The sequence below is a fragment of the Micromonospora sp. NPDC049102 genome (assembly GCF_043197485.1).
Classification (GTDB): Bacteria; Actinomycetota; Actinomycetes; order Mycobacteriales; family Micromonosporaceae; genus Micromonospora.
The window spans coordinates 107,314-128,824 of the sequence record NZ_JBICTE010000012.1; the positions used below are offsets into that span (position 1 = coordinate 107,314).

The 21,511-nt window shown below is 72.2% G+C and carries 16 protein-coding genes and 1 pseudogene; 7 read left to right on the forward strand and 10 right to left on the reverse strand.

Annotated elements, in window-relative coordinates; all coding sequences use genetic code 11:
• Positions 1 to 3: 3 nt before the first annotated feature.
• From ACGFH9_RS14850 to ACGFH9_RS14860, 3 genes are all read right to left on the reverse strand, one after another.
• On the reverse strand, positions 4 to 1,359 hold the full coding sequence (locus tag ACGFH9_RS14850; RefSeq protein ID WP_393218895.1) for an aldehyde dehydrogenase family protein: 1,356 nt from the start codon (positions 1,357 to 1,359) through the stop codon (positions 4 to 6).
• Positions 1,360 to 1,475: 116 nt separating this feature from the next.
• Positions 1,476 to 2,840 (reverse strand): glutamine synthetase family protein, encoded by a 1,365-nt coding sequence (locus tag ACGFH9_RS14855; protein ID WP_393218898.1) that lies wholly within the window; start codon positions 2,838 to 2,840, stop codon positions 1,476 to 1,478.
• A 115-nt stretch (positions 2,841 to 2,955) separates the two neighbouring features.
• Entirely contained in the window at positions 2,956 to 4,506 is a 1,551-nt protein-coding gene (locus ACGFH9_RS14860) for an amino acid permease (RefSeq protein WP_393218901.1), read from the reverse strand.
• Positions 4,507 to 4,960: 454 nt separating this feature from the next.
• On the opposite strand from ACGFH9_RS14860, the gene ACGFH9_RS14865 reads away from it, so the two are divergent.
• The gene (locus ACGFH9_RS14865) at positions 4,961 to 5,353 is read left to right on the forward strand and encodes a hypothetical protein (RefSeq protein WP_393218903.1); all 393 of its coding nucleotides are present in this window, start codon (positions 4,961 to 4,963) and stop codon (positions 5,351 to 5,353) included.
• Positions 5,354 to 5,458: 105 nt separating this feature from the next.
• Here the strand turns inward: ACGFH9_RS14865 and ACGFH9_RS14870 are convergent, their stop codons facing one another.
• From ACGFH9_RS14870 to pcaF, 4 genes are all read right to left on the reverse strand, one after another.
• A complete protein-coding gene (locus tag ACGFH9_RS14870; RefSeq protein ID WP_393218906.1) occupies positions 5,459 to 5,959 on the reverse strand; it encodes a DUF456 domain-containing protein in 501 nt (166 codons plus the stop codon).
• A gap of 85 nt (positions 5,960 to 6,044) precedes the next feature.
• Entirely contained in the window at positions 6,045 to 8,207 is a 2,163-nt protein-coding gene (locus ACGFH9_RS14875) for a putative bifunctional diguanylate cyclase/phosphodiesterase (protein ID WP_393218908.1), read from the reverse strand.
• 4 nt (positions 8,208 to 8,211) lie between these two features.
• On the reverse strand, positions 8,212 to 9,024 hold the full coding sequence (locus ACGFH9_RS14880) for an SAM-dependent methyltransferase (protein ID WP_393218911.1): 813 nt from the start codon (positions 9,022 to 9,024) through the stop codon (positions 8,212 to 8,214).
• Positions 9,025 to 9,172: 148 nt separating this feature from the next.
• The gene (gene pcaF, locus ACGFH9_RS14885) at positions 9,173 to 10,378 is read right to left on the reverse strand and encodes a 3-oxoadipyl-CoA thiolase (protein ID WP_393218914.1); all 1,206 of its coding nucleotides are present in this window, start codon (positions 10,376 to 10,378) and stop codon (positions 9,173 to 9,175) included.
• A 103-nt stretch (positions 10,379 to 10,481) separates the two neighbouring features.
• Between pcaF and ACGFH9_RS14890 the strand changes: the two genes are divergently transcribed.
• From ACGFH9_RS14890 to ACGFH9_RS14905, 4 genes are all read left to right on the forward strand, one after another.
• Positions 10,482 to 11,447, forward strand: coding sequence for a glutathione S-transferase family protein (locus tag ACGFH9_RS14890; protein ID WP_393218917.1), 966 nt, complete (start codon positions 10,482 to 10,484; stop codon positions 11,445 to 11,447).
• Positions 11,440 to 12,108 (forward strand): DUF998 domain-containing protein, encoded by a 669-nt coding sequence (locus tag ACGFH9_RS14895; protein ID WP_393218919.1) that lies wholly within the window; start codon positions 11,440 to 11,442, stop codon positions 12,106 to 12,108. The genes ACGFH9_RS14890 and ACGFH9_RS14895 overlap by 8 nt, the downstream gene beginning before the upstream one ends.
• A gap of 199 nt (positions 12,109 to 12,307) precedes the next feature.
• Complete coding sequence (locus ACGFH9_RS14900) at positions 12,308 to 13,603, forward strand: dicarboxylate/amino acid:cation symporter (protein ID WP_393219049.1); 1,296 nt, start codon at positions 12,308 to 12,310, stop codon at positions 13,601 to 13,603.
• A 65-nt stretch (positions 13,604 to 13,668) separates the two neighbouring features.
• Positions 13,669 to 14,736: an NADH:flavin oxidoreductase/NADH oxidase gene (locus ACGFH9_RS14905; RefSeq protein WP_393218922.1), complete on the forward strand. Its 1,068-nt coding sequence runs from the start codon at positions 13,669 to 13,671 to the stop codon at positions 14,734 to 14,736.
• 53 nt (positions 14,737 to 14,789) lie between these two features.
• Here the strand turns inward: ACGFH9_RS14905 and ACGFH9_RS14910 are convergent, their stop codons facing one another.
• The gene (locus tag ACGFH9_RS14910) at positions 14,790 to 18,311 is read right to left on the reverse strand and encodes an ATP-binding cassette domain-containing protein (RefSeq protein ID WP_393218925.1); all 3,522 of its coding nucleotides are present in this window, start codon (positions 18,309 to 18,311) and stop codon (positions 14,790 to 14,792) included.
• Positions 18,312 to 18,947: 636 nt separating this feature from the next.
• Here ACGFH9_RS14910 and ACGFH9_RS14915 point away from each other — a divergent pair.
• Positions 18,948 to 19,511, forward strand: a complete 564-nt coding sequence (locus tag ACGFH9_RS14915) for a hypothetical protein (RefSeq protein WP_393218928.1) — start codon at positions 18,948 to 18,950, stop codon at positions 19,509 to 19,511.
• Positions 19,512 to 19,570: 59 nt separating this feature from the next.
• Here ACGFH9_RS14915 and ACGFH9_RS14920 read toward each other — a convergent pair whose 3' ends face one another.
• Both ACGFH9_RS14920 and ACGFH9_RS14925 read right to left on the reverse strand, forming a co-directional pair.
• Complete coding sequence (locus ACGFH9_RS14920) at positions 19,571 to 20,410, reverse strand: GNAT family N-acetyltransferase (RefSeq protein WP_393218931.1); 840 nt, start codon at positions 20,408 to 20,410, stop codon at positions 19,571 to 19,573.
• Positions 20,340 to 21,035 (reverse strand): hypothetical protein, encoded by a 696-nt coding sequence (locus ACGFH9_RS14925; RefSeq protein ID WP_393218934.1) that lies wholly within the window; start codon positions 21,033 to 21,035, stop codon positions 20,340 to 20,342. Before ACGFH9_RS14925 ends, ACGFH9_RS14920 begins: the two co-directional genes overlap by 71 nt.
• A gap of 194 nt (positions 21,036 to 21,229) precedes the next feature.
• Here ACGFH9_RS14925 and ACGFH9_RS14930 point away from each other — a divergent pair.
• Positions 21,230 to 21,502 (forward strand): annotated as a pseudogene (locus ACGFH9_RS14930) (PadR family transcriptional regulator); the annotation flags it as partial.
• Positions 21,503 to 21,511 lie beyond the last annotated feature (9 nt).

Sequence of the window (21,511 nt, forward strand, 5' to 3'; positions counted from 1 at the left end):
GCCTCACTCCTTCGTCGCGATGAACACGTTCTTGACGTCGGTGAAGGAGTGCAGCGCGTCCGGGCCCAGCTCGCGGCCGAGTCCGGAGCGCTTCATCCCGCCGAACGGGGTCCAGTAGCGCACCGAGGAGTGCGAGTTGACACTGAGGTTGCCCGAGTCGACCGCCCGGGCCATCCGCAGCGCGCGCCCCACGTCCCGGGTCCAGATGGAGCCGGAGAGGCCGTACTCGGTGTCGTTGGCGAGCCGGACCGCGTCGGCCTCGTCGTCGAACGGCAGCACCGAGACCACCGGTCCGAAGATCTCCTCCCGCCAGTGCCGGTCGGCGGGCGAATCGGCCAGCAGCACGGTGGGCGCGTGCCAGAAACCGGCGCCGTCGGGGCACGAGCCGGCGAAGGCGACAGTCGCGCCGGTCACGTAACCGGCGACCCGGTCCCGCTGGGCCGCCGAGATCAACGGGCCCATCTCCGCGGTCTCGCGGGACGGGTCCTCGACCCGCACCGCACGTACCGCTGGTTCGAGCAGTTCCAGGAACCTGTCGTACACCGGGCGTTGGACCAGGATGCGCGACCGCGCGCAGCAGTCCTGGCCGGCGTTGTCGAAGACCGCGCCGGGCGCGGTCGCGGCGGCGGTTTCCAGGTCGGCGTCGGCGAACACGATGTTGGCGCTCTTGCCGCCCAACTCCAGGGTGAGGCGCTTCACCTGGGCGGCGCAGCCGGCCATGATGCGCGTGCCCACCTCGGTGGAGCCGGTAAAGCAGATCTTGCGGACGGCCGGGTGGCTGACGAACCGCTCTCCCACCACCGAGCCCTGACCCGGCAGCACGGTGAACACGCCGTCGGGCAGGCCGGCCTCGCGGGCCAGCTCGGCCAGGCGCAGCGCGGTGAGCGGGGTCAGCTCGGCGGGCTTGAGCACCACTGTGTTGCCGGCGGCGAGCGCCGGGGCGAACCCCCAGGCGGCGATCGGCATCGGGAAGTTCCACGGCACGATCACACCGACCACACCGAGCGGCTCGTGGAAGGTGACGTCCAGGCCACCGGGTACGGGGATCTGCCGGCCGGTCAACCGCTCCGGCGCGCCCGCGTAGTAGTCCAGCACGTCACGGACGTTGCCGGCCTCCCAGCGGGCGTTGCCGATGGTGTGCCCGGAGTTGCGGACCTCCAGCAGGGCCAGCTCGTCCAGATGCGCGTCGACAACCGCGGCGAACCGGCGCAGCAACCGCCCCCGGTCCCCCGGCCCGACCGCACGCCACGTCTCGAACGCGGCAGCGGCACGCGAGATAGCCGCGTCGACGTCCGCCTCCGAGGCCCCAGAGACCTCCCGAAACCCCTCCCCCGAAGCCGGGTCAACAATCACGCTCACGCGCCCCACCCCTCGCCCAATCCCCGCGATCTTGCAGTTTCTGTGCCGACATAAGCCGCGAGTCATCCCAGACCAACGACAGAATGTGCAAGATCGCGGCGGAGGGCGACCCGCGCTTACAGCCGTTCGAAGCCACGGGTCAGCTCCCAGTCCGTTACCGCCGCGTCGAAGGCTTTCAGCTCGACCCTTGCCTGGTTGGCGTAGTGGGCCACCACCTCTTCGCCGAAGCCCTCGCGGGCCACCGTCGAGCCCTCCCACAGGGTTAGGGCGTCCCGCAACGTGGTGGGGACGCGCTCGGCGTCCGGGTCGTCGTACGCGTTGCCGGTGCACTCCGCGCCCAACTCCAACTCCCGCTCGATGCCGTGCAGCGCGCCCGCGACCAGCCCGGCGATCGCCAGGTACGGGTTGACGTCGGCTCCGGGCACCCGGTTCTCCACCCGCATGCCCTGCCCGTGCCCGACCACCCGCAGCGCGCAGGTGCGGTTGTCCACACCCCAGCGCAGCGCCGTCGGGGCGAACGAGCCCGGCTGGTAGCGCTTGTAGGAGTTGATGTTCGGGGCGAAGAGCAGGCTGAACTCCCGCATGGTGGCGAGCAGCCCGGCGAGCACCCGCTGGCCGGTCGGCGACAGGTGCGCCGGGCCGTCGCCGAGCATCGCCGACGAGCCCGACGCGTCGCGCAGCGAGAAGTGGATGTGGCAGGAGTTGCCCTCCCGCTCGTTCGGCTTGGCCATGAAGGTGATCGACATGCCCTCCTGGGCGGCGATCTCCTTCGCGCCGTTCTTGTAGATCACGTGGTGGTCGGCGCAGGCCACCGCCTCGTCGTACCGGAAGGCGATCTCGTGCTGGCCGAGGTTGCACTCGCCCTTGGCGCTCTCCGGCGTGAGCCCGGCGCCGGCCATCTCGGTGCGGATCCGGCGCAGCAGCGGCTCCACCCGGGCGGTACCGAGCAGGGAGTAGTCCACGTTGTACTGGTTCGCCGGCGTGAGGTCGCGGTAGCCGCGCTGCCAGGCGTCCTCGTACGAGTCGCGGAACAGGACGAACTCCAGCTCGGTGCCGGCGTACGCGGTCAGCCCGTGCTCGGCCAGCCGGTCGAGCTGCCGGCGCAGGATCTGCCGGGGTGAGGCGACCACGTCACCGGAGCCGTCCAGCCAGGCGAGGTCGGCCAGCAGCATCGCCGAGCCCGGTTGCCAGGGCACCCGGCGCAGCGTGGCGAAGTCCGGCACCATGGCGAAGTCGCCGTAGCCGCGCTCCCAGCTCGACATCGCGTACCCGTCGACGGTGTTCATGTCGACGTCCACCGCCAGCAGGTAGTTGCAGCCCTCGCTGCCGCCCTCGACCACCTGGTCGAGGAAGAAGGGCGCGTGGAACCGCTTGCCCTGCAACCGGCCCTGCATGTCGACGAGGGCCAGCACCACCGTGTCGATCTCACCGTCGTCGACGGCGACCCGCAGTTGTTCCAGCGTGAGCGGCGCATTCCTCATGAGCGGGCCTCCATCACCAAGGTCTACTGGCAAACCGGATCACCGTCAATGCCCCCGGCGGTGGAGGCGGCAAACCCGGCGGGACGGCCGCGAGGACCATCCCGCCGGGCGCGGATCAGGCCGGGCCGTCGGCGGGCGCCGGGCCGGCCACCGACGCACGTTCCTCGACGGTACGGACCGGTCCGGTGAACCACCTGCGGGCGGACGCGTACCACCACACGGCGACGACCAGTAGCACCCCGCCGACGGCGAGCGGCGCGTAGTTCACGGCCGACCAGGTGAACTCGTCGTTGCCGGGCACCCCGGCGGGCACGATCGGCAGCACGAAGTAGACCGCGATGACGGCGATCTCGATGACCGCGATCCAGCCGAGCAGTTTGTACTTGCGGCCCAGCGTCCACGGCCCCGGGCTGAACCGGTCACCGAGACGCAGCCGCAGGGCGATCGGGATGAGGAAGGACAGGTAGAGCCCGAGCACCGCCACCGAGACCACCGCGTAGAAGGCGACGGGGATGCCGGCCGAGCTCTCGTAGAGCGCTGGCAGCGTGAGCACCAGTCCGGCGATCGTGGCGCCGATGATCGCGTTCACCGGCGTGCCGTTGCGGTCGACCTTCGACCAGAGCCGCCAGCCCGGCACGGCCCGGTCGCGGCTGAACGCGTACGCCATCCGGCTCATCGACGTCACGCAGCTCATGCCGCAGAAGAACTGCCCGATGGTGGAGATGATGATGACGACCTTGAAGAAGACCGGCGTCAGCGCCGACTCGAAGATGGCACCGGAGAAGCCGCCGGCGGCGTTGACCGCCTCGACGTCGGTGGCCGCGAACAGGAACGCCAGCAGCAGGATCCAGCCACCGACGGCCGAGTAGAAGATCGACTGCCAGAGCCCACGGGCGGCGGCCTGCGAGGCTCCCCGGGTCTCCTCGGAGACGTGCGCGCAGGCGTCGAAGCCGGTGATCGTGTACTGGGTGAGCAGGAAACCCAGCGGCAGCACGTAGAACCAGAACGTCGACCCGCCGGTGTCCCCGTCGCCGAACCCGGAGTTGTTGAACCGCTCGGTGAACACGAACTGGAAGCTCTGGTGGTTGTCCGGGACGAACACCAGGATGGCCACCACGACGGCCGCGCCGGCCACGTGCCACCAGACCGAGACGTTCTGGAGTACGTCGATGATCCGGTGCCCGTAGATGTTGATGAGGCCGTGCAGCGCCAGGATGATCACGAAGAGCACGAACGCCTGCCGCAGCGTCCCCGCCCAGCCGTCGAAGAGCGCCGACAGGGTGAGGTTGAGGAAGGTCGCGCAGCCGTAGTCGACCGACGCGGTGACCGCGACCAGGCCGATCAGGTTCAACCAGCCGGTGAACCAGCCGTGCACCGGGCGACCCATGGTCGCCGCCCACCAGTAGATGCCGCCCGCCGTCGGGTACGCCGAGACCAGCTCGGCCATGCAGAAGCCGATGATCAGGATGAACAGTGAGATCAGCGGCCAACCCCAGGAGATGGCGACCGGCCCGCCGTTGTTCCACGCCTGGCCGAACGTGGTGAAGCAGCCGGCCAGGATCGAGATGATCGAGAAGGAGATGGCGAAGTTGGAGAAGCCGCTCCACTTGCGGCGCAGCTCCTGCTTGTAGCCGAGTTCGGCGAGTCGCCGAGCGTCGTCGTCCATCGGTTGCTCCGCGGTCGGAACGGGCGTCGTGGCCACTGCGCACCTCCCTGAGGTGGTTCGGTCAACGAGTGCGCAAAGTGTCGTCCCGATGATCAGGGGCGGTCAATACGTCGCGGGTACCGTCCCGCTAATCCCGTTGCCGCCACACGTCGTACGACCGCATGCTGTTACCCGTGGCCAGGCCCGATCGCGACGGGCTCCGCCGGGCGCTCGGCACAACGCCCGGCACACGGTGGCGCGGGGCACCGCCTCTCTCTCGTACGGCCTCCCGCCGTATCCGACGACGGTGCCCCGCGCCGCCGCGTTCGGGCCGAACGGTTCGTTCGGCACCGTCCCGAACAGCGTTCACCGTTGCTGCGGTTGATCCCTCGTCCCCATCGTGGAGTCATCCGGCCGACCTGATTCCGGCCGGCACACGACCGGGAGGACCCCAGTGCTGCGAAGGATCTCAACGATGGCTCTGGCCACGCTCATGCTGCTGCCCGTCGGCGCGACCGCGGCCCAGGCGGCCACGACCAGTGCCGATCGGACCACCGCCCTGTACGAGATCGTCGTCGAGACCACGAACAGTTCCGCGACGGCCTACCTGGAGGTCTACAACGGCTGGGCCTTGTCGGTCTGCGACGACGCGAAGGACGGGTTCCGAGCGCGGGCGGAGATGCGGAACCTCACCACGAACCAGGTCATCGCCAGGGCCGAGGACGCCAACGGCTCCTTCAACACGTGCAGCGCCGACGCCCACGCCTACCCCACCCCGAAGCTCAGCGACACCGTCCAGGTGAGCGTGTGGGTGCAGGACGGGGCGTCGTCGACCACTCGTCGGTACATTGCCCACGACTACTACTAGAAGCTGCGGGCCCACCGGGGTGCTCGGCCTGCTGGCCGGGCGCCCCGCGCCGAGCCGGTCCGCTCTGGTCCCTGCCGCAGTGGCGTAGCGACCCACCTCCGCGGATCACGCCAGCAGGAGGCCGCCGACCCAGAGTGCGCCGATGGTCAGGCCGGCCAGGAACTCCACCAGCATGGAGAGCCCGGCCGCCTTGAGTGCCTGCACGGTGGACGGCCAGGCGAGCTTGTTGCTGCCCAGCCGCAGCCGCTCCGCCGCCCAGACCCCCAACACGAAGCCCAGCAGCAGACCGACCACGGGGATCACGAAGAATCCCACCAGCCCGAGCACGCCCCCGGCCAGCAGGGACGACGTCGGCACACCGGTGCGCTTGAGGTTCCGCCCGGGCCAGAGGTACTTGACGACGATGCCGCCGACCGCGACGAGCGTGGCGGCGGCGAACACCGCCCAGCCACCCGCTCCGGCGCCGCCGAAGATCGCCCAGACCAGTACGCCACCCCAGCACAGCGGCAGCGCCGGCAGGCCGGGCACCACCACACCGGCCAGTCCGGCCAGGATGGCCAGCGCGGCCACCACCGTCACCACCGTCTGCGAGTCGTCCACGCTCACGCCGTCGCCTTCCGTCGGCACCACCCGGACCGGAGCGGTCCGCCGCTCACGCCTCGGCCGTCCGTCACCGGCCAGGACGCGCGCCTCACGTCGTACCCTGCCGGAGGCGAGTCGTGATGTCCTGCGCCGGAGCCGGCGCACCGAAGTACCGCCCCTGCCCGGTGTCGCAGCGCAGCGCCCGTAGTCGCTCCGCCTGCACCCCGGTCTCCACCGCCTCGGCCGTCACCCACAACTCCAACGCGTGCGCCAACCTGACCAACGCGTCGACGATCCGCTCGTCGCGGTGGTCCGCCGCCTCGTCGGTCCCGTCGGCGCGGATGCCCTCGACGAACGGGCCGGCCAACTTCAGACAGTGGATCGGCAGCCGGCGCAGGTAGGCGAGGTTGGAGTAGCCGGTGCCGAAGTCGTCGACCGCCAGCCGGATGCCCAGTGCCGCGAGCCGGTGCAGGCTGCGTAGCGGCTCGCCCGCGCTGCCCATCACGGCGCTCTCGGTCAGTTCCAGTTGCAGCAGCTCGGCCGGCAGGCCGCTGGTGGCCAACGCGTCGGCCACCGTCGCGACGATCGCCGGGTCGTCGGCCTGCCGGGCGGCCAGGTTGACGCTCACCACCAGCCGGGCCTCGGGGAACTCCCGCCACCAGCGTTCGGCGTCACGGCAGGCCTGCCGCAGTACCCACTCGCCCAGCCGGACGATCAGACCGGTCTCCTCGGCGAGGCCGATGAAGCGGTCCGGTCCGATGAGGCCCAGCTCCGGGTGTTCCCAGCGGACGAGCGCCTCGACGGCGAGCATCGTGCCCTCCAGCAGCGACACGATCGGCTGGTAGTGCAGCACGAACTCACCCCGGTCGAGCGCGGCCGGCAGCCCGGCGACCAGCGCCGACCGGGCGAGGTCTCGGGCGCTGCGCTCCGGGTCGTACACCGCCCACCGCCCCCGGCCCGCCGCCTTGGCCCAGTAGAGCGTCGTGTCGGCGGCCTTCATCAGATCCGAGGCGGTGGTCTCCGCGGCCGGGCAGTCCACGATCCCGACGCTGGCGGAGACCGCCAACTGCTGGTCGCCGACGTGCACCGGCGCGGCGACGGCGGCCAACGCGGCCTCCGCCACGACCACCGCGTCCTCGACGTCGCCACCGCCGTCGACCAGGATGACGAACTCGTCGCCGCCCATCCTGGCGACCAGGTGGCCGCGGTCGGCCACGCACTCGGCGAGGCGCTTGCCGATCGTCACCAACAGCCGGTCGCCGAGGTCGTGGCCGAGGCCGTCGTTGATCGCCTTGAAGCCGTCCAGGTCGAGGAAGCACACCCCGACCCGCTGGCCCGGCCCGGCCGAGTCGAGGACCCGGCCCAACGTCTCGAAGAACAACGTCCGGTTGGGTAGTCCGGTCAACGGATCGTGCAGCGCCTGGAAGCGCAGCCGCTGCTGGAGTTCGTACCGCTCGGTGATGTCCTCGACCATGGCGACGGTGAACCGGGGCCGGCCGTCGTCGTACCGGATCAGGGAGACGGCCAGATCCGTCCAGACGACGCTGCCGTCCTTGCGGTGGTAGCGCTTCTGGACCCGGGCCGAGTCCTGCTTGCCCTCGATCAGCTCCTGGTACAGCTCCCACATGCCGGCGGCGTCGTCGGCGTGGAACAGCGCCGCCACGTTCATCTGGCACAGCTCCTGCGCCGAGTAACCGAGCATGTCGGCGAACGCCGTGTTGACGTCGATGATCCGACCGTCCACCCCGGCGATGCCGATACCGATCGCGGCGCCGGTGAAGACCGCCCGGAACCGCGCCTCGCTGTCGCGCAGCGCCTGCTCGACCTCGTCCCGCGCCTGCCAGGCCGAACGGGCGATGCGCTCCTGCTGGGCGAAGATGCGGTCGCGCAGCGCGCGGGCGAACCCGGCCGCCAGCCCGCCCTGCACCGCCGCGATCCGCTCGCCCAGATCGGCCGGTCGGCCGTCGACCGCCAGCACCCGGGCGGGGAAGTCGTCACCGAGGGCGCGCAGCGACCACTCCAACGCCCGGGGCTCGGTCAGGTGCGCCTCCACCAAGGCCCGCCCGACCTCCTCGGCCGGGCGGGCGCTGAACGGCTCCGCTCGTACGACCTCCGCCAGCCGGATGGTGTGCAGCAGCAACAGCCGCTCGGTCTCGGCCGCGCTGAGCGGCACGAAACCGATGCGGCGTACGGCACGGGCCCAGTCAGCGGCGTACGCCTCGACACCGGTCCGGCCGACGTCGACCCCGGTGGGGTCCGGCACGGCGGCCACCGGATCAGCCGGCGTGCTGGTCGTACCGGGCGACGCCCCCGAAGGCGCCGAACCGCTCGGGGTGCTCGTCCACGTCCTCGGGCGAGTCGGGCCGCCACAGTGGCATGTGCACCACGCCTGGTTCGAGGACCGTCCAGTCGCCGAAGAAGCCGGTGACCTGCGCGCGGGAGCGCAGGGTGATCTCGGTGTCGGTACGGGAGGAGAGGCGCTGGGCGTCCAGCATCTCCTGCGGCTGGTCCTCGAATGTGGAGTGCGAGACGACCAGGAAGCTGCCCGGCGCGGCGGCGGCCCGCAGGGTCGCCAGGATCTCGTCGGGGCGGGCGGCGTCCGGGACGAAGTGCACCACCCCGGCCAGGAGGATGCCCATGGGCCGACTGATGTCGATCAACCCGAGTCGCCGCGTCTCGGTGAGGATCCGCTCCGGCTCGCGCAGGTCGGCGTGGATCACCCCGGTCAGGTCGTTGCCGGCGAGCAGTTCGCGGCTGTGCGCGACGGCCACCGGGTCGATGTCGACGTAGACCACGCGTGCCTTCGGGTTCGCCGCCTGGGCCACCTCGTGCACGTTGCCCACGGTCGGGATGCCGGAGCCGATGTCGAGGAACTGGTCGATACCGGCGTCGAGCAGCACCCGGACGGCCCGCCGCAGGAAGTCCCGGCCGGCGCGCATGGTGGCGGCGAGGTTCGGGGTCATGCTGGCGATCTGCTCGGCCAACTGCCGGTCGATCTCGAAGTTGTGCGCCCCGCCCAGGAAGTAGTCGTACACCCGGGCCGCGCTCGGCCTGGTCAGATCAATCTCGGTCGGCGGTGCGTCCGGCATCGGTGTGCTCCCCAGTTCGCGGCGCGGGGCGGCACCGGCGTCGGCGGGCGCGCGCGGCCGCCGGCCGACCCCGCGGGTCGTGTGGTGTGGACCACTCTAGGCCGCCGACCACGGCGTACGGGAGATCCCTTCACGTAACTTTCCGCCCTCAGGCGGGCGACTCCAGCAGCAGCGAGATGCCCTGACCCACACCGATGCACATGGTGGCGAGGGCACGGCGGCCACCGCGCCGGCGTAGCTCCAGCGCAGCGGTCAGCGCCAGGCGCGCGCCGCTGGCGCCCAGCGGATGCCCGAGCGCGATCGCGCCTCCGTTGGGGTTGACGTGCTCGGCGTCGACGGGCAGCCCCAACTCGCGCAGCACCGCCACGGACTGCGCGGCGAACGCCTCGTTCAGCTCGACGACGTCCACCGAGGCCAGGTCGACGCCGGCCCGGTCGAGCAGCTTGCGGGTGGCCGGCACCGGACCGATCCCCATGATCCGCGGCGGCACGCCGGCCGTCGCCGCGCCGCCGACGCGGGCCAGCGGGGTGAGACCGTACCGCTGCACCGCCGCCTCGCTGGCCACCAGGAGCGCGACCGCGCCGTCGTTGACGCCCGAGGAGTTGCCGGCGGTCACCGTGCCGCCGTCGCGGAACGGGGTGGGCAGCGCGGCCAGCTTCTCCAGGGACGTCTCGCGGGGGTGCTCGTCGACCTCGACCAGCCGGGTCTCCCGCCGGCCGGCCGGCACGGAAACCGGCACGATCTCCTCGGCGAACCGGCCGTCGGCCTGCGCCTTGGCCGCGCGCTGCTGCGAGCGGTACGCGAAGGCGTCCTGCTCGGCCCGGTCGACGCCGTACTCGGCGGCCACGTTCTCCGCCGTCTCGGGCATCGAGTCGACCCCCCAGCCGTCGCGCATGAGCGGGTTGACCAGCCGCCAGCCCAGGGTGGTGTCGTATATCTCGGCCGAGCGGGAGTACGCCGAGGTCGCCTTCGGCACGACGAAGGGCGCCCGGCTCATGCTCTCCACCCCGCCGGCGATCACCAGATCCGCGTCCCCGGCCACGATGGACCGGGCGGCGGTGGCGAGGGCGTCCAGGCCCGAGCCGCAGAGCCGGTTGACAGTGCTGCCCGGCACCTCCTCGGGCAGGCCGGCGAGCAGCGCCGCCATCCGGGCCACGTTGCGGTTGTCCTCGCCGGCCTGGTTGGCGCAGCCGAGGACGACGTCGTCGACGCGGGCCCAGTCCACCGACGGATGCCGGGCGACCAGCTCGCGGATGACGTGGGCGGCCAGGTCGTCGGGGCGGACGCCGGCCAGCGCGCCCGCATACCGGCCGATCGGGGTACGGACACCAGCCACCAGGTATGCCACGGTCATCGCGAGTCCTCAGGGGTGCAGACGGCGGGATGGGCGAACCCACCGGATCACGGGGGCTGCCGGCAGCCAGGATATCCGCGCCGGCAGCGGATAGGTTGACGGCATGGCCCGGGCCCAGTTCAGCGCAGAGACCAGCCGTGGCGGCGATTTCGTCCGTCAGCCCAACCGGTTCACCGGTCGGGTCACCGCCGACTCGACCGCACCTCCCGGTGGCGGTCCGGACGAGCAGGACCGTTGGCCGTTGGAGGCCGGCCGCTACCGGCTCATCTGGTGCCGCGCGTGCCCCTGGGCGCACCGGGCGAGGATCGTACGTGGGCTCCTCGGGCTGGACGACGCGATCTCACTGGGCACCGTCGACCCGATCCGGGACGAGCGCGGCTGGGCGTTCGCCCTCGACCCGGACGGCTTCGACCCGGTCCTCGGCGTCCGTTTCCTCTCCGAGGCGTACCTGGCCACCGACGAGGACTACACCGGCCGGGTGACCGTTCCGGCGCTCGTCGACACCCTGACCGGCCGGGTGGTGACCAACGACTATCCGCAGCTCACCCTCGACTTCTCCACCGAGTGGCGGCGACTGCACGCCCCCGACGCGCCGGACCTGTACCCGGTCGCGCTGCGCCCCGAGATGGACGCGCTGATGGCCGAGATCCACGCCGACGTCAACAACGGCGTCTACCGGTGCGGCTTCGCCACCTCGCAGGAGGCGTACGACGAGGCGTTCCGGGCGTTGTTCGCCCGGCTCGACGCGCTGTCCGAGCGGCTGGCCGGGCAGCGCTACCTGATGGGGGACGCGATCACCGAGGCCGACGTGCGGCTGTTCACCACGCTGGTCCGCTTCGACGCGGCGTACCACGGGCACTTCAAGTGCAACCGCGACAAGCTGACCGAGATGCCGGTGCTCTGGGCGTACGCCCGGGACCTGTTCCAGACCCCGGGCTTCGGCGAGACGGTGGACTTCGACCACATCAAGCGGCACTACTACGGCACCCACCGGGAGATCAACCCGACAGGCATCGTGCCACTGGGGCCCGACGAGTCCGGTTGGACGACGCCGCACGGGCGTGGCTGACCGGGGTCGGGCCGGCACCGCGACGACGCCCACCGTCCGCGGGGACGTCGCCCGCCGGGTCGCCGCGTCCGCCGCAGCCGGGAGCGCGGTGGCCGGGGCTGCCGCGGTGACGGTCGCGGTCGTCGCCGGTCCCGGTCCGGGCTTCACCGGGTACGTGAGCGAGGCGGGCATCGCCGGCAGCGCGCACGCCGTGACGTACCGGATCGGGGTTCTCGCCCTGGCCGGCGCGTTGCTGTTGATCGCCGCGGCGCTGCCGCCCGGGGTCCGGGTCGCGGCGGCGCTGCTCGCCGCCGGTGCCGTGCTCACGGCGGTGTCGGGGGCAGTGACCTGCTCCGCCGGCTGCCCGCTGCCGCCGTTCGAGCGGACCACGGTGGCCGACCTGGTGCACGGTGGCGCGAGTATCGCGGCGACGGCGGCGGCGGTCCTCGCCATGGTCGCGTTGGCGGTGTCCGGGCCGGCCGGACCGGTGGTACGCCGGCTGGCGGCCGGTGCGGCGGCGCTCGCCCTGCCGCTGTGCGCCACGATCGGACTGGCCATGCTCGTGGTCGGCCGGGGTTCCCTGGTCGGCGTGGTGGAGCGGGTGGTCCTCGGGCTCGCGGTGCTCTGGGGCGTGGCGACCGGCACGGCCCTGGCCCTGACTTGCCGCAGGCAAAGCCTGTAAGGAGCGTCACGCGCATCTGCAGCTTGCAGATCGGGCTGATCGGCGTATCGTCGGCTGACGATGACCAATGTCTGGGGCCTCACCGTCCGCCTGTATGTCGATCTCCGACTGCAGGCCAGCGGCGTCTGTCCGGCGTAGCCGCCTCCACACGCCTACCCCGCCCAGACAACGGACAATTGGACATCCCATGCCCTTCGGCCTGCGAAAAATCCCCTTCTCCGTGCAGATCCTGCTCGGCCTCGTGCTCGGCGTGGCGCTCGGCTTCCTGGCCCGCGCCAACGACGTGAGCTGGCTGACCACCACCCTGCACACCATCGGCTCCCTCTTCGTCCAGCTCCTCAAGCTGGCCGTCCCGCCGCTGGTCTTCACCGCCATCGTGGTCAGCGTGGTCAGCCTGCGCGGCGTGGCCAACGCCGCCCGGCTCGCCCTCAAGACCCTCATGTGGTTCGGGATCACCGCGCTGATCTCGGTGAGCATCGGCATCGGCCTCGGCCTGCTCGTCGACCCCAGCCGGGGCGTGACCCTCGACCTGGGTGGCGCTGCGGCACCGAAGAAGACCGGCTCGTGGACGGACTTCCTCACCGGCATCGTGCCCACCAACCCGGTCGGCGCGTTCGTCGAGGGCAACGTCCTGCAGATCGTCTTCCTCGCCGTCGTCATCGGCGCCGCGGCCCTGCTGGTCGGCGACGCCGCCGAACCGTTCGTGGCGCTGAACCGCTCGCTGCTGGAAATCGTGCAGAAGGCCCTCTGGTGGGTCATCCGGCTCGCCCCGATCGGCACGTTGGGCCTGATCGGCAACGCCGTCGCCTCGTACGGCTGGGACCTGCTGGCCCCGCTCGCGAAGTTCACCACCGCCGTCTACGTCGGCTGCGCCATCGTGCTGTTCGTGGTCTACCCGCTGGTGCTGGTCCTCGCCGGCCAGCTCAACCCGCTGCGCTTCTTCGCCGGCGCCTGGCCCGCGATCGAGCTGGCCTTCGTGTCCCGTTCCTCGGTGGGCACCATGCCGGTGACCCAGCGGTCCGTCGAGCGCCTCGGCGTCCCCCGCGAGTACGCCTCGTTCGCGGTGCCGTTCGGCGCCACCACGAAGATGGACGGCTGCGCCGCGATCTACCCGGCCCTCGCCGCGATCTTCGTCGCCCAGGTCTTCGGCGTGCAGCTCGGCGTCACCGACTACCTGCTCATCGCCTTCGTCTCGGTGGTAGGCTCGGCGGCCACCGCCGGGCTGACCGGTGCGATCGTGATGCTCACGCTCACCCTGAGCACGCTGGGCCTGCCGCTGGCCGGGGCCGGTCTGCTGCTGGCCATCGACCCGATCCTGGACATGATGCGCACCGCCACCAACGTGGCCGGGCAGGCGCTCGTGCCGACGGTGGTCGCCGCCCGGGAGGGCACCCTCGACCGGGCCGCGTACGAGTCGGCTGGTCGACGAGGCCTCACCGACCCGGAGCCGGTGGCCGCCGACACGCGACCGGAGCTGAACCCCGTACCCGCCTGACCCGTTCACCACGGCGACGGACCCCTCGTAAGCGGGGTCCGTCGCCGTACCGAGAGGATGACGTCATGAGTTCCCTGTTCACGCCATTGGCTCTGCGTGGGGTCACCCTGCCCAACCGCATCGCCATGGCGCCCATGTGCCAGTACTCCGCCGGCCCGGACGGCCTGCCCACCGACTGGCACCTCGTGCACCTCGGCACCCGCGCGATCGGCGGGGCCGGGCTGGTGCTGACCGAGGCGACCGCCGTACTCGCCGAGGGTCGGATCTCCCCGCAGGACACCGGGCTGTGGTCCGGCGCACACGTCGACGCCTGGCGGCCGGTGACCGCGTTCGTCGCCGCGCACGGCGCGGTGCCGGCCGTCCAGCTCGCACACGCCGGCTTCAAGGCCTCCACCTACCGGCCGTGGGACGCGGGCAACGGCGGGGTGCCGGACGCCGAGGGCGGCTGGACGCCCGTCGCCCCGAGCGCCGAGCCGTTCAGCCCCACCTACCGGACGCCGACCGCGCTCGACGCGGCGGGCATCGCCGGCGTGGTCGACGCGTTCGCCGCCGCCGCCGAGCGCGCTCTCGCCGCCGGTTTCGCCGCCGTGGAGGTGCACGCCGCGCACGGATACCTGCTCAACGAGTTCCTGTCGCCGCTGACCAACCACCGCACCGACGCCTACGGCGGTGACCGGGCCGGCCGGATGCGCCTCACGCTGGAGGTCGCCCGCGCGGTACGCGCCGTGGTCGGCGAGAGCGTGCCGGTGCTCACCCGGATCTCCGCCACCGACTGGGTCGAGGGCGGCTGGACCATCGAGGACAGCGTGGTGCTCGCCGGTGAGCTGGCCGCCGTCGGCGTCGACCTGGTCGACACCTCCACCGGTGGCGTCAGCACCGAGCAGCGCATCCCGGCGCTCGGCCCCGGCTACCAGGTGCCGCTGGCCGCCCAGATCCGCCGCGAGGCCGGCGTACCCACCGGCGCGGTCGGCCTGATCGTCGAGCCGGAGCACGCCGAGCAGATCATCGCCAGTGGCGAGGCCGATCTGGTGCTGCTCGGCCGGGAACTGCTGCGCGACCCGTACTGGCCGCGCCGCGCCGCCGGAAAGCTCGGCGTCGCGTACAACGGCCCCGCCCAGTACGCCCGCGCCTGATCGGGAACCCTTCGCGGGCGGCTGCCGTCACCGGCAGCCGCCCGACCCGGCTCTCAGCCGGCGAGGTGCGACCACTCGCCCTCCAACTCCCGCCAGGTGCCCTGGGCCGCCACCGAGCCGGCCCGCAGGACCACCACGTGGTCGGCGCGGACCAGCGCGGCGCGCTTCGCGGTGGACCCCACCACGGTCACCCCGTGCGCCCGCAGCGCCTGCCACAGCGCCAGCTCCGTCGTGACGTCGAGCGCCGACGACACATCGTCCGCGACCAACAGTTCGGTACGCGGGGCCAGCGCCCGGGCCAGGGCCAGCCGCTGAAGCTGCCCGCCGGACAGCCGGGTGCCCTTGTGCCCGATGAGCAGACCCAGTCCCCCACCGGCGGCGGCCAGATCGTGGTCGAGCTGTGCCGTACTGACCGCGCCCGCCGCGTCCACCTGATGGCCGAGCGCGATGTTGTCGGCCACCGTCCCGGAGAGCACCCGGGGCAGCTGACCGACGTAACCGACCTGGTTGGGGCGGAGGAACAGCTCGGGCTCGGTGACCGGGTCACCGTTCCACGACAGCTCGCCGGTGTGGTGGACGATGCCGGCCAGGGCCCGCAGCAGCGAGGACTTGCCCGACCCGACCGGCCCGACGACCAGCACCAACTGCCCGCGCTGGACCGTCAGGTCCACGTCGCGCACGGCGACCGTGCCGTCGGAGTGCACCACCGAGAAGCCGCGCAGCTCCAACCGGCGCAGCGGGCGCCGGGGCGGCGACGCCGGCGCCGGCGCCGTCCCGCCGGCCAGATCCACCGCCGGCACGCCCGCCGAGTACGCCCCCACGCCGGTCATCGCCACCGTCCGCTTGGTCCAGACCCGCGCCGACGGCAGCTGGGAGATCAACGACGCGGTGGTCCAGGCGAACCACCGGGCCGCGCCCAGCGTGGAGACGGCCACCAGCACCGCACCGGCCGACAGGTCACCGCCCAGGTAGAGAGCCCACGCGCCGATCGGTAGCAGCCCGCTGGCCACCGACGGCGTCGAGCGGGACCACACCTGCACCGCGATCTCCCGCCGCTGCCGGTCACTGCGCAGCACGTCGAGGTCGGCCAGGTGCCGCAGCACCGCCGACGTCGCGCCGGCGAGCTTGACCGTCCGGGCCGCGGAGAGCGCGGAGACGAGCGCGGTGGCGAAGGCGGCGCGCGCCGCCACTGTCGCCCGCGCCGCGCGCTCCAACTTCGGGCCGAACAACGTCGCGGCCAGGCCGGAGACGACCATCGTGCCGAAGAAGAACAGCCCGGGCACGACGCTGCCGGTGACCGCCGTCATGGCGACCACCAGCACCACCGCCACGGACTGGTCCAGCACGTTGTCGGCGAGCTGTACCACCCGCTCGGTGTCGCCACCCTGCGCCACCACCTCCGCCGGGGTGTGCGAGCTGACCCGGCGAGGGCCGGTCTGGCCGTGCACCAACCGCAGACCGATCCGCAGCATCTGCCGCACCCACCAGTGCGGGAACCACACGTGGGTGTAGAACGGCAGCGGCAGGGTGACCAGCAGTCCGGCCACGATGCCCAGCGCCGGCAGGTACGGGCTGCCGGTCCCGTCGACCAGGTCGGCCCACAGCCACGGCAGCAGCGGTCCGTCCAGCCCGAGCAGGCTGAGCCCGAGGAACAGCACGATTGCGACCGCCCCGTAGCGAGGGTCGTTGGTGCAGAGCCGGATGATCTCCCGGAACGTGCGCGCCCGCGGCGTCGGTGGCAACGGCGGCGGCTCGGTACGCGCCCCCGGCACCCGCTCGCCCGCCACCTCCGCTTCGACCGGAGCAGCACCACCGGCGGCGTACGCGCCGATCGTGTTCGGGCCGGTCAGAAGGTCGGTGCCGCCGCCGGGGTGGAACGCCGTCGGTCCGCCCGCGTACACGGCGGCGTGACTGGTTGCCAGCAGCTCGGCGAAACGCGTCGACGACTCCAACGGACCGGCCTCGACCACCGCGCCGTCGGCGAGCACCACCACCTCGTCGCAACGGCGCACCGAGGAGAGCCGATGCGCGATGACGATGCCGATGCGGTCGCGCAGCAGCCGTTCGGTGGCCCGCTGCACGCGCGCCTCGGTCACCGGGTCCAACCGGGCGGTGGCCTCGTCGAGGATCACGACGTGCGGGTCACGGACCAGGATCCGGGCGAACGCCACCAGTTGCTCCTGGCCGGCGGAGAGCACGTGCCCACCCTCCCCGAGTCGGGTCGCCAACCCGTCGGGCAGCTCCGCGATCCAGCTGGCCAGGCCCAGTTCGTCGAGCGCCCGGGCGGCGGCGTCGAGCAGCTCCGGGTCGTAGAGGGCGACGTTCTCGGCGAGCGTTCCGGCCAGGATCTCGGTGCGTTGCGGCACCAGCGCCACCCAACGTCGCAGCTCTTCGACGTCGAGGTCGCACAGGTCCGTGCCGCCGAGGAAGACGGTGCCCGGCGGCACGTCCACCGCCCGGGTGAGCACCTTCGCCAACGTCGACTTACCCGAACCGGTACGCCCGATCAGGGCGTACGAGCGGCCCCGCGCGAAGGTGAGGCTGAGCCCGCGCAGGGCAGGACCCCGCCCGCTCTCCGGCCCGGTGACCTCGTACCCGAAGGTCAGGTCCCGGATGCGCAGGTCACCCTCGACCGGGGCGGCCCCGCCGACCGGCTCCTGCCGGGCCTTCTGGAGCAACTGCACGCGAGCCCACGCACCGAGGGCTTCCTGTAGCTCGGGCACCATCCGGCTGACATGTTCCGCGGTGGCCCCGAAGGCCAGGGCGAGCAGCCAGATGGCGGTGAGCCGGGCGGCGTCGACCCGACCGGTGGCCAGGGCCCAGGCTCCGCCGAGCACCACCGCGCCGACGCCCACCCGGATCGTCGCGGTGGCGACCGTGGCCACCTTGGCGGAGAGCACCCAGACCCGGTGGCCGCGGGACAGCACGGTGGCGGCCCGTCGGGCGTACAGCCGCAGCACGTACGGCTGGGCCAGGCTGGTTCGTACGTCGTCCTGGCCGTGCACCGCCTCCTCCATCACGGCCGCCAGGTCCGACCAGGCCTCCTCCTCGGCCATCCGGGCCGGGCCGATCCGTGCCGCGGGCCGGCGCAGACCCACCGCGAGCACCACCGTCAGCAGCAGCATCGCGGTTCCGGCCGGCCACCACACGACGAGCGCGACGACCATCGACAGCAGTCCCACGCAGAGCCCCTGGGCGAGGCGCGAGCCCTGGTTCCGTACCGCCGACGCCACCTGGTAGACATCACCGTCGATGCGGTCCAGCAGCTCACCCACCGGGGTGGTCTCGAGGCTCGGCAGATCCTGCCCGAGCGCGACGCGGCAGAGCCGCCGACGGACGTCGGCGGACCAGTCGGCGGTCAGCCCCGCCATCAGCAGGCTCACCACCAGGTCGGTGAGCACCACGGCGGCCAACGCGGCGGCGAGGATCGTGAAGGACGTGGCCGACCGGTGTACGAGCACCGCGCCGGCGAGCGCGGACGCGCCCGCCTGACCGGCCGCGCCGAGCACGATCAGGACGCCCACGAGCGTGAGGCGACGTGGCGAGGTGGCCCACAGATCACGGAGCAGGCGCATCGGAGTTCCTCCGGACGTGGGTGGCGGAACACCCAGCGTGCCGGCAGCGGCCCTGTCCCCTCAACCGATTTACCCGCCCCTGAGCAGGACATCCGCGATGCCCGATGCGCCCGACCACGGGGACGCGAGACCCGCGCGCCCCGCATTGACGTGATCGACACGACTTCGCCGATCTGGGGCTATCGACCGGTCCCGGATGCCCCAAGTTCGGCGATCCGGAGTTGATCAACGCGCTCGATCGCGTCGCCCGAGCGTTATGTCGGCTTGTGGGGCGTTCGTGGTGACCGGCTGCACCCGCCGGCCGGAATCGTGGCGGGCCGGGGGTCGTTACACATCCGGACGATCGCAGGACCACCGGCTCGTCGCACGAGCCGGCCGCCTGCGGGAATGGCCCCGGCCACCGGGTCGTTACACACGGACCGGCCGCCGAGGAACCCGCCCCGTAGGCGCCACGGCCCCCCGGGAATGACCCCGGTCAGCCGGTCGTTACACCCGGTCCCGGCGCCACGAGCCCCCCCGCTCGCAGGCCGCCGACCCGAGACTTCTCAAGCGCCCGGACGAGGTGCTGACCCCCACGTCACCCGATCCCCCCGAGCAGGTGTGTGGGTGTTTCCGACCCCCGAAGGAGCTACCCCCATGAACACGATCTTCCGCAAGAGCATGCTGTCCGTTGCCGGTCTCGCGTTCGCCGGTGGTGTGTTCGCCGGCCCGATCGCCGCCCACGCCGCCACTCCGGTCGATGCCAAGCCCGCCGCCGTGACGGTGCAGACTGCGGCACCGAAGCCGCAGGGCGACCAGTCGCACATCACCCTGAACGACGAGCAGAGGACCAACGTCAAGGCCATCATCGCGGCCACGAAGAAGGCCGGCCTGCCCGAGCGGGCCGCGGTCATCTCCATCGCCACGAGCCTGCAGGAGTCCAAGCTGGAGAACCTGGGCCACCTCGGCGACGCCAACGACCACGACTCCCTGGGCCTGTTCCAGCAGCGCCCCACCAGTGGTTGGGGCACGCCGGAGCAGATCACCAACCCGGAGTACTCCACGACGGCGTTCCTCAAGGGCCTCAAGCAGGTCGACGGCTGGCAGGACATGCCCCTGACCGACGCCGCCCAGACCGTACAGGTGTCCGCCTACCCCGACGCGTACGCCCAGTGGGAGCAGCAGGCCACCGACCTGGTTGCCCAGCACTGGAACAGCTAAGACAAACCGATGGCCGGCACCCCACCCGGGGTGCCGGCCATCGACGTACCCGCGACCGTTCAGAAGAGGACCGTGGCGAGCGTGCCGACCGGCTGGAAGCCGCAACGTTGGTACACCCGGCGGGCCGGCAGGTTGAAGTCGTTGACGTACAGGCTGACCGTCGGAGCGACCCGGACCAGCGCGTCGCGTACCACCGCGGCCATGGCACCGGCAGCGATGCCCCGGCCCCGCCATTCCGGCGCGACCCAGACGCCCTGGACCTGGGCGGTCCGCTTGGTCACGACGGCCAACTCGGCCTTGAACACGACCTTGCCGTCGACGAAGCGGGCGTACGCACGGCCGGCGCGGACCAGGTCGTTGACCCGGCGGCGGTAGCTGCGGCCGGCGTCCTCGGCGAGTGGGGAGACGCCGACCTCTTCGGTGTACATGGCGACGGCCGCCGGGAAGAGTCGGTCGACGTCGCCGGAGCGGACGCGGCGTACCTCTGGGTCGGCCGGCACGGCCGGCGTCGTGTCGGTGGCCAGCAGCGGCTGGTTGGGGCGGACGTCGCGGGCCGGACCCCAGGTGCCGGAGAGCCGGTCCCAGAGGGCGAGGACGGCGTCCGCGCGGCCGACGATCGAGGAGCACAGCCTCTCCTCGCCGGCGAGCAGGTCGGCGAAGGCCGACACGGCGGCGTCGTTGGCGAGCACCGGCGTCAGGTTGCCGCCGAGCCAGCACAGTGATTCGAGGTTACGCCGGGCGCCGTACCCCAGGATTCGCCCTTCGGCCCGCCACCAGGACAGCCCGCGCGCGGCGATGCGCTCGGCGACCTGCGCGCCCGCGAACGGGTCACGGTCGAGCAGGCGCTCGACCGCGCGGCGCTCCGATTCCCCCAGTTGCCGTACCGGCACCGTCAGCACGCCTACCAGCCTGCCAGATCGACCCCCCACCCCGCCGCCGAGTGGCGAGCCCGGTCTCAGACGTTGCCGGTTCGGTGACCGCGCTGGTCGGTCGGGTTCGGCCCGCCCACCGGACGACCGGGGGCACCAGGGCACCGAGCAGGAGGAACAGCCCGGCCAGCACGAGCCATCCCGGTACGCCCCAACCGAGGGCGAGGCTGGTCACCACGACGGGCGCGAGCATCTTGCCCAGTTCGTAACCCATGCCGTACGTCCCCTGGTACTGCCCGTGCGCGTCGGCCGGTGCCAGCCCGCAGGAGATCCCCCAGCCGCCGGCGGAGTGCCGCAGCTCCCCGATGACGTGCGCCAGCGATCCGACGCAGAGCAGGCAGATGGCGCCCGGTGTGGGCAGGGCGCCGCTGGCGGCGAAGAGTACGCAGGCCAGCGCGATGACCGCGCCCGCCCGGCGCGACGCGCGGGCGGCTCCCGGCAGGGTGACGGCGCCGCGCGCCGCCCGTACCTGTAGGAGCACCACCATCGCGGTATTGACCAGCGTCAACACCGAGATCATCCAGACCGGTGCGATGGTGTGCCCGGCGATCCACAGCGGCAGGGCGAGGGTGAGCAGGCTGAAGTGCATGGACATCAGCCCGTCGAGCAGGGTGGAGGCGAGGAACGGGCGATCCCGCAGGGCGACCAGTCGGGGTCCGCGCGTGGGAGCGGCGACGGGCGCGACAGTGGGCAGCCGGACGGAGATCGCCGCTGCGGCCAGCGACGCCGCCGCCGTGGTCAGGATCAGGGTGAGGTAGCCGGCGCGGGTGTCGGCGGCGATGGCGAAAAACCGCCGAGGAGTCCAGCGGCGGACGCAAGCGGTTCACCGTCACCGAGGCCGGTCAGGCCGAGGCCACCGCCGCCGCGCAGACGCCCGCCTGGGCGGACGTCGCCCAGGGCACCGTGAGCAGCTGGCACGACATCCACGACTCCGGCGCGCAGGCGATGAACGCCCTGCGTCAGGTGATGATGGACGGCACCGACGACCAGTGTGAGCGGGCCGCCCAGGTGCTCGACGAGACCCGGCGCAAGCTGTACGCGATCCTCGCCGAATCAGAGTGAGACGCGCCA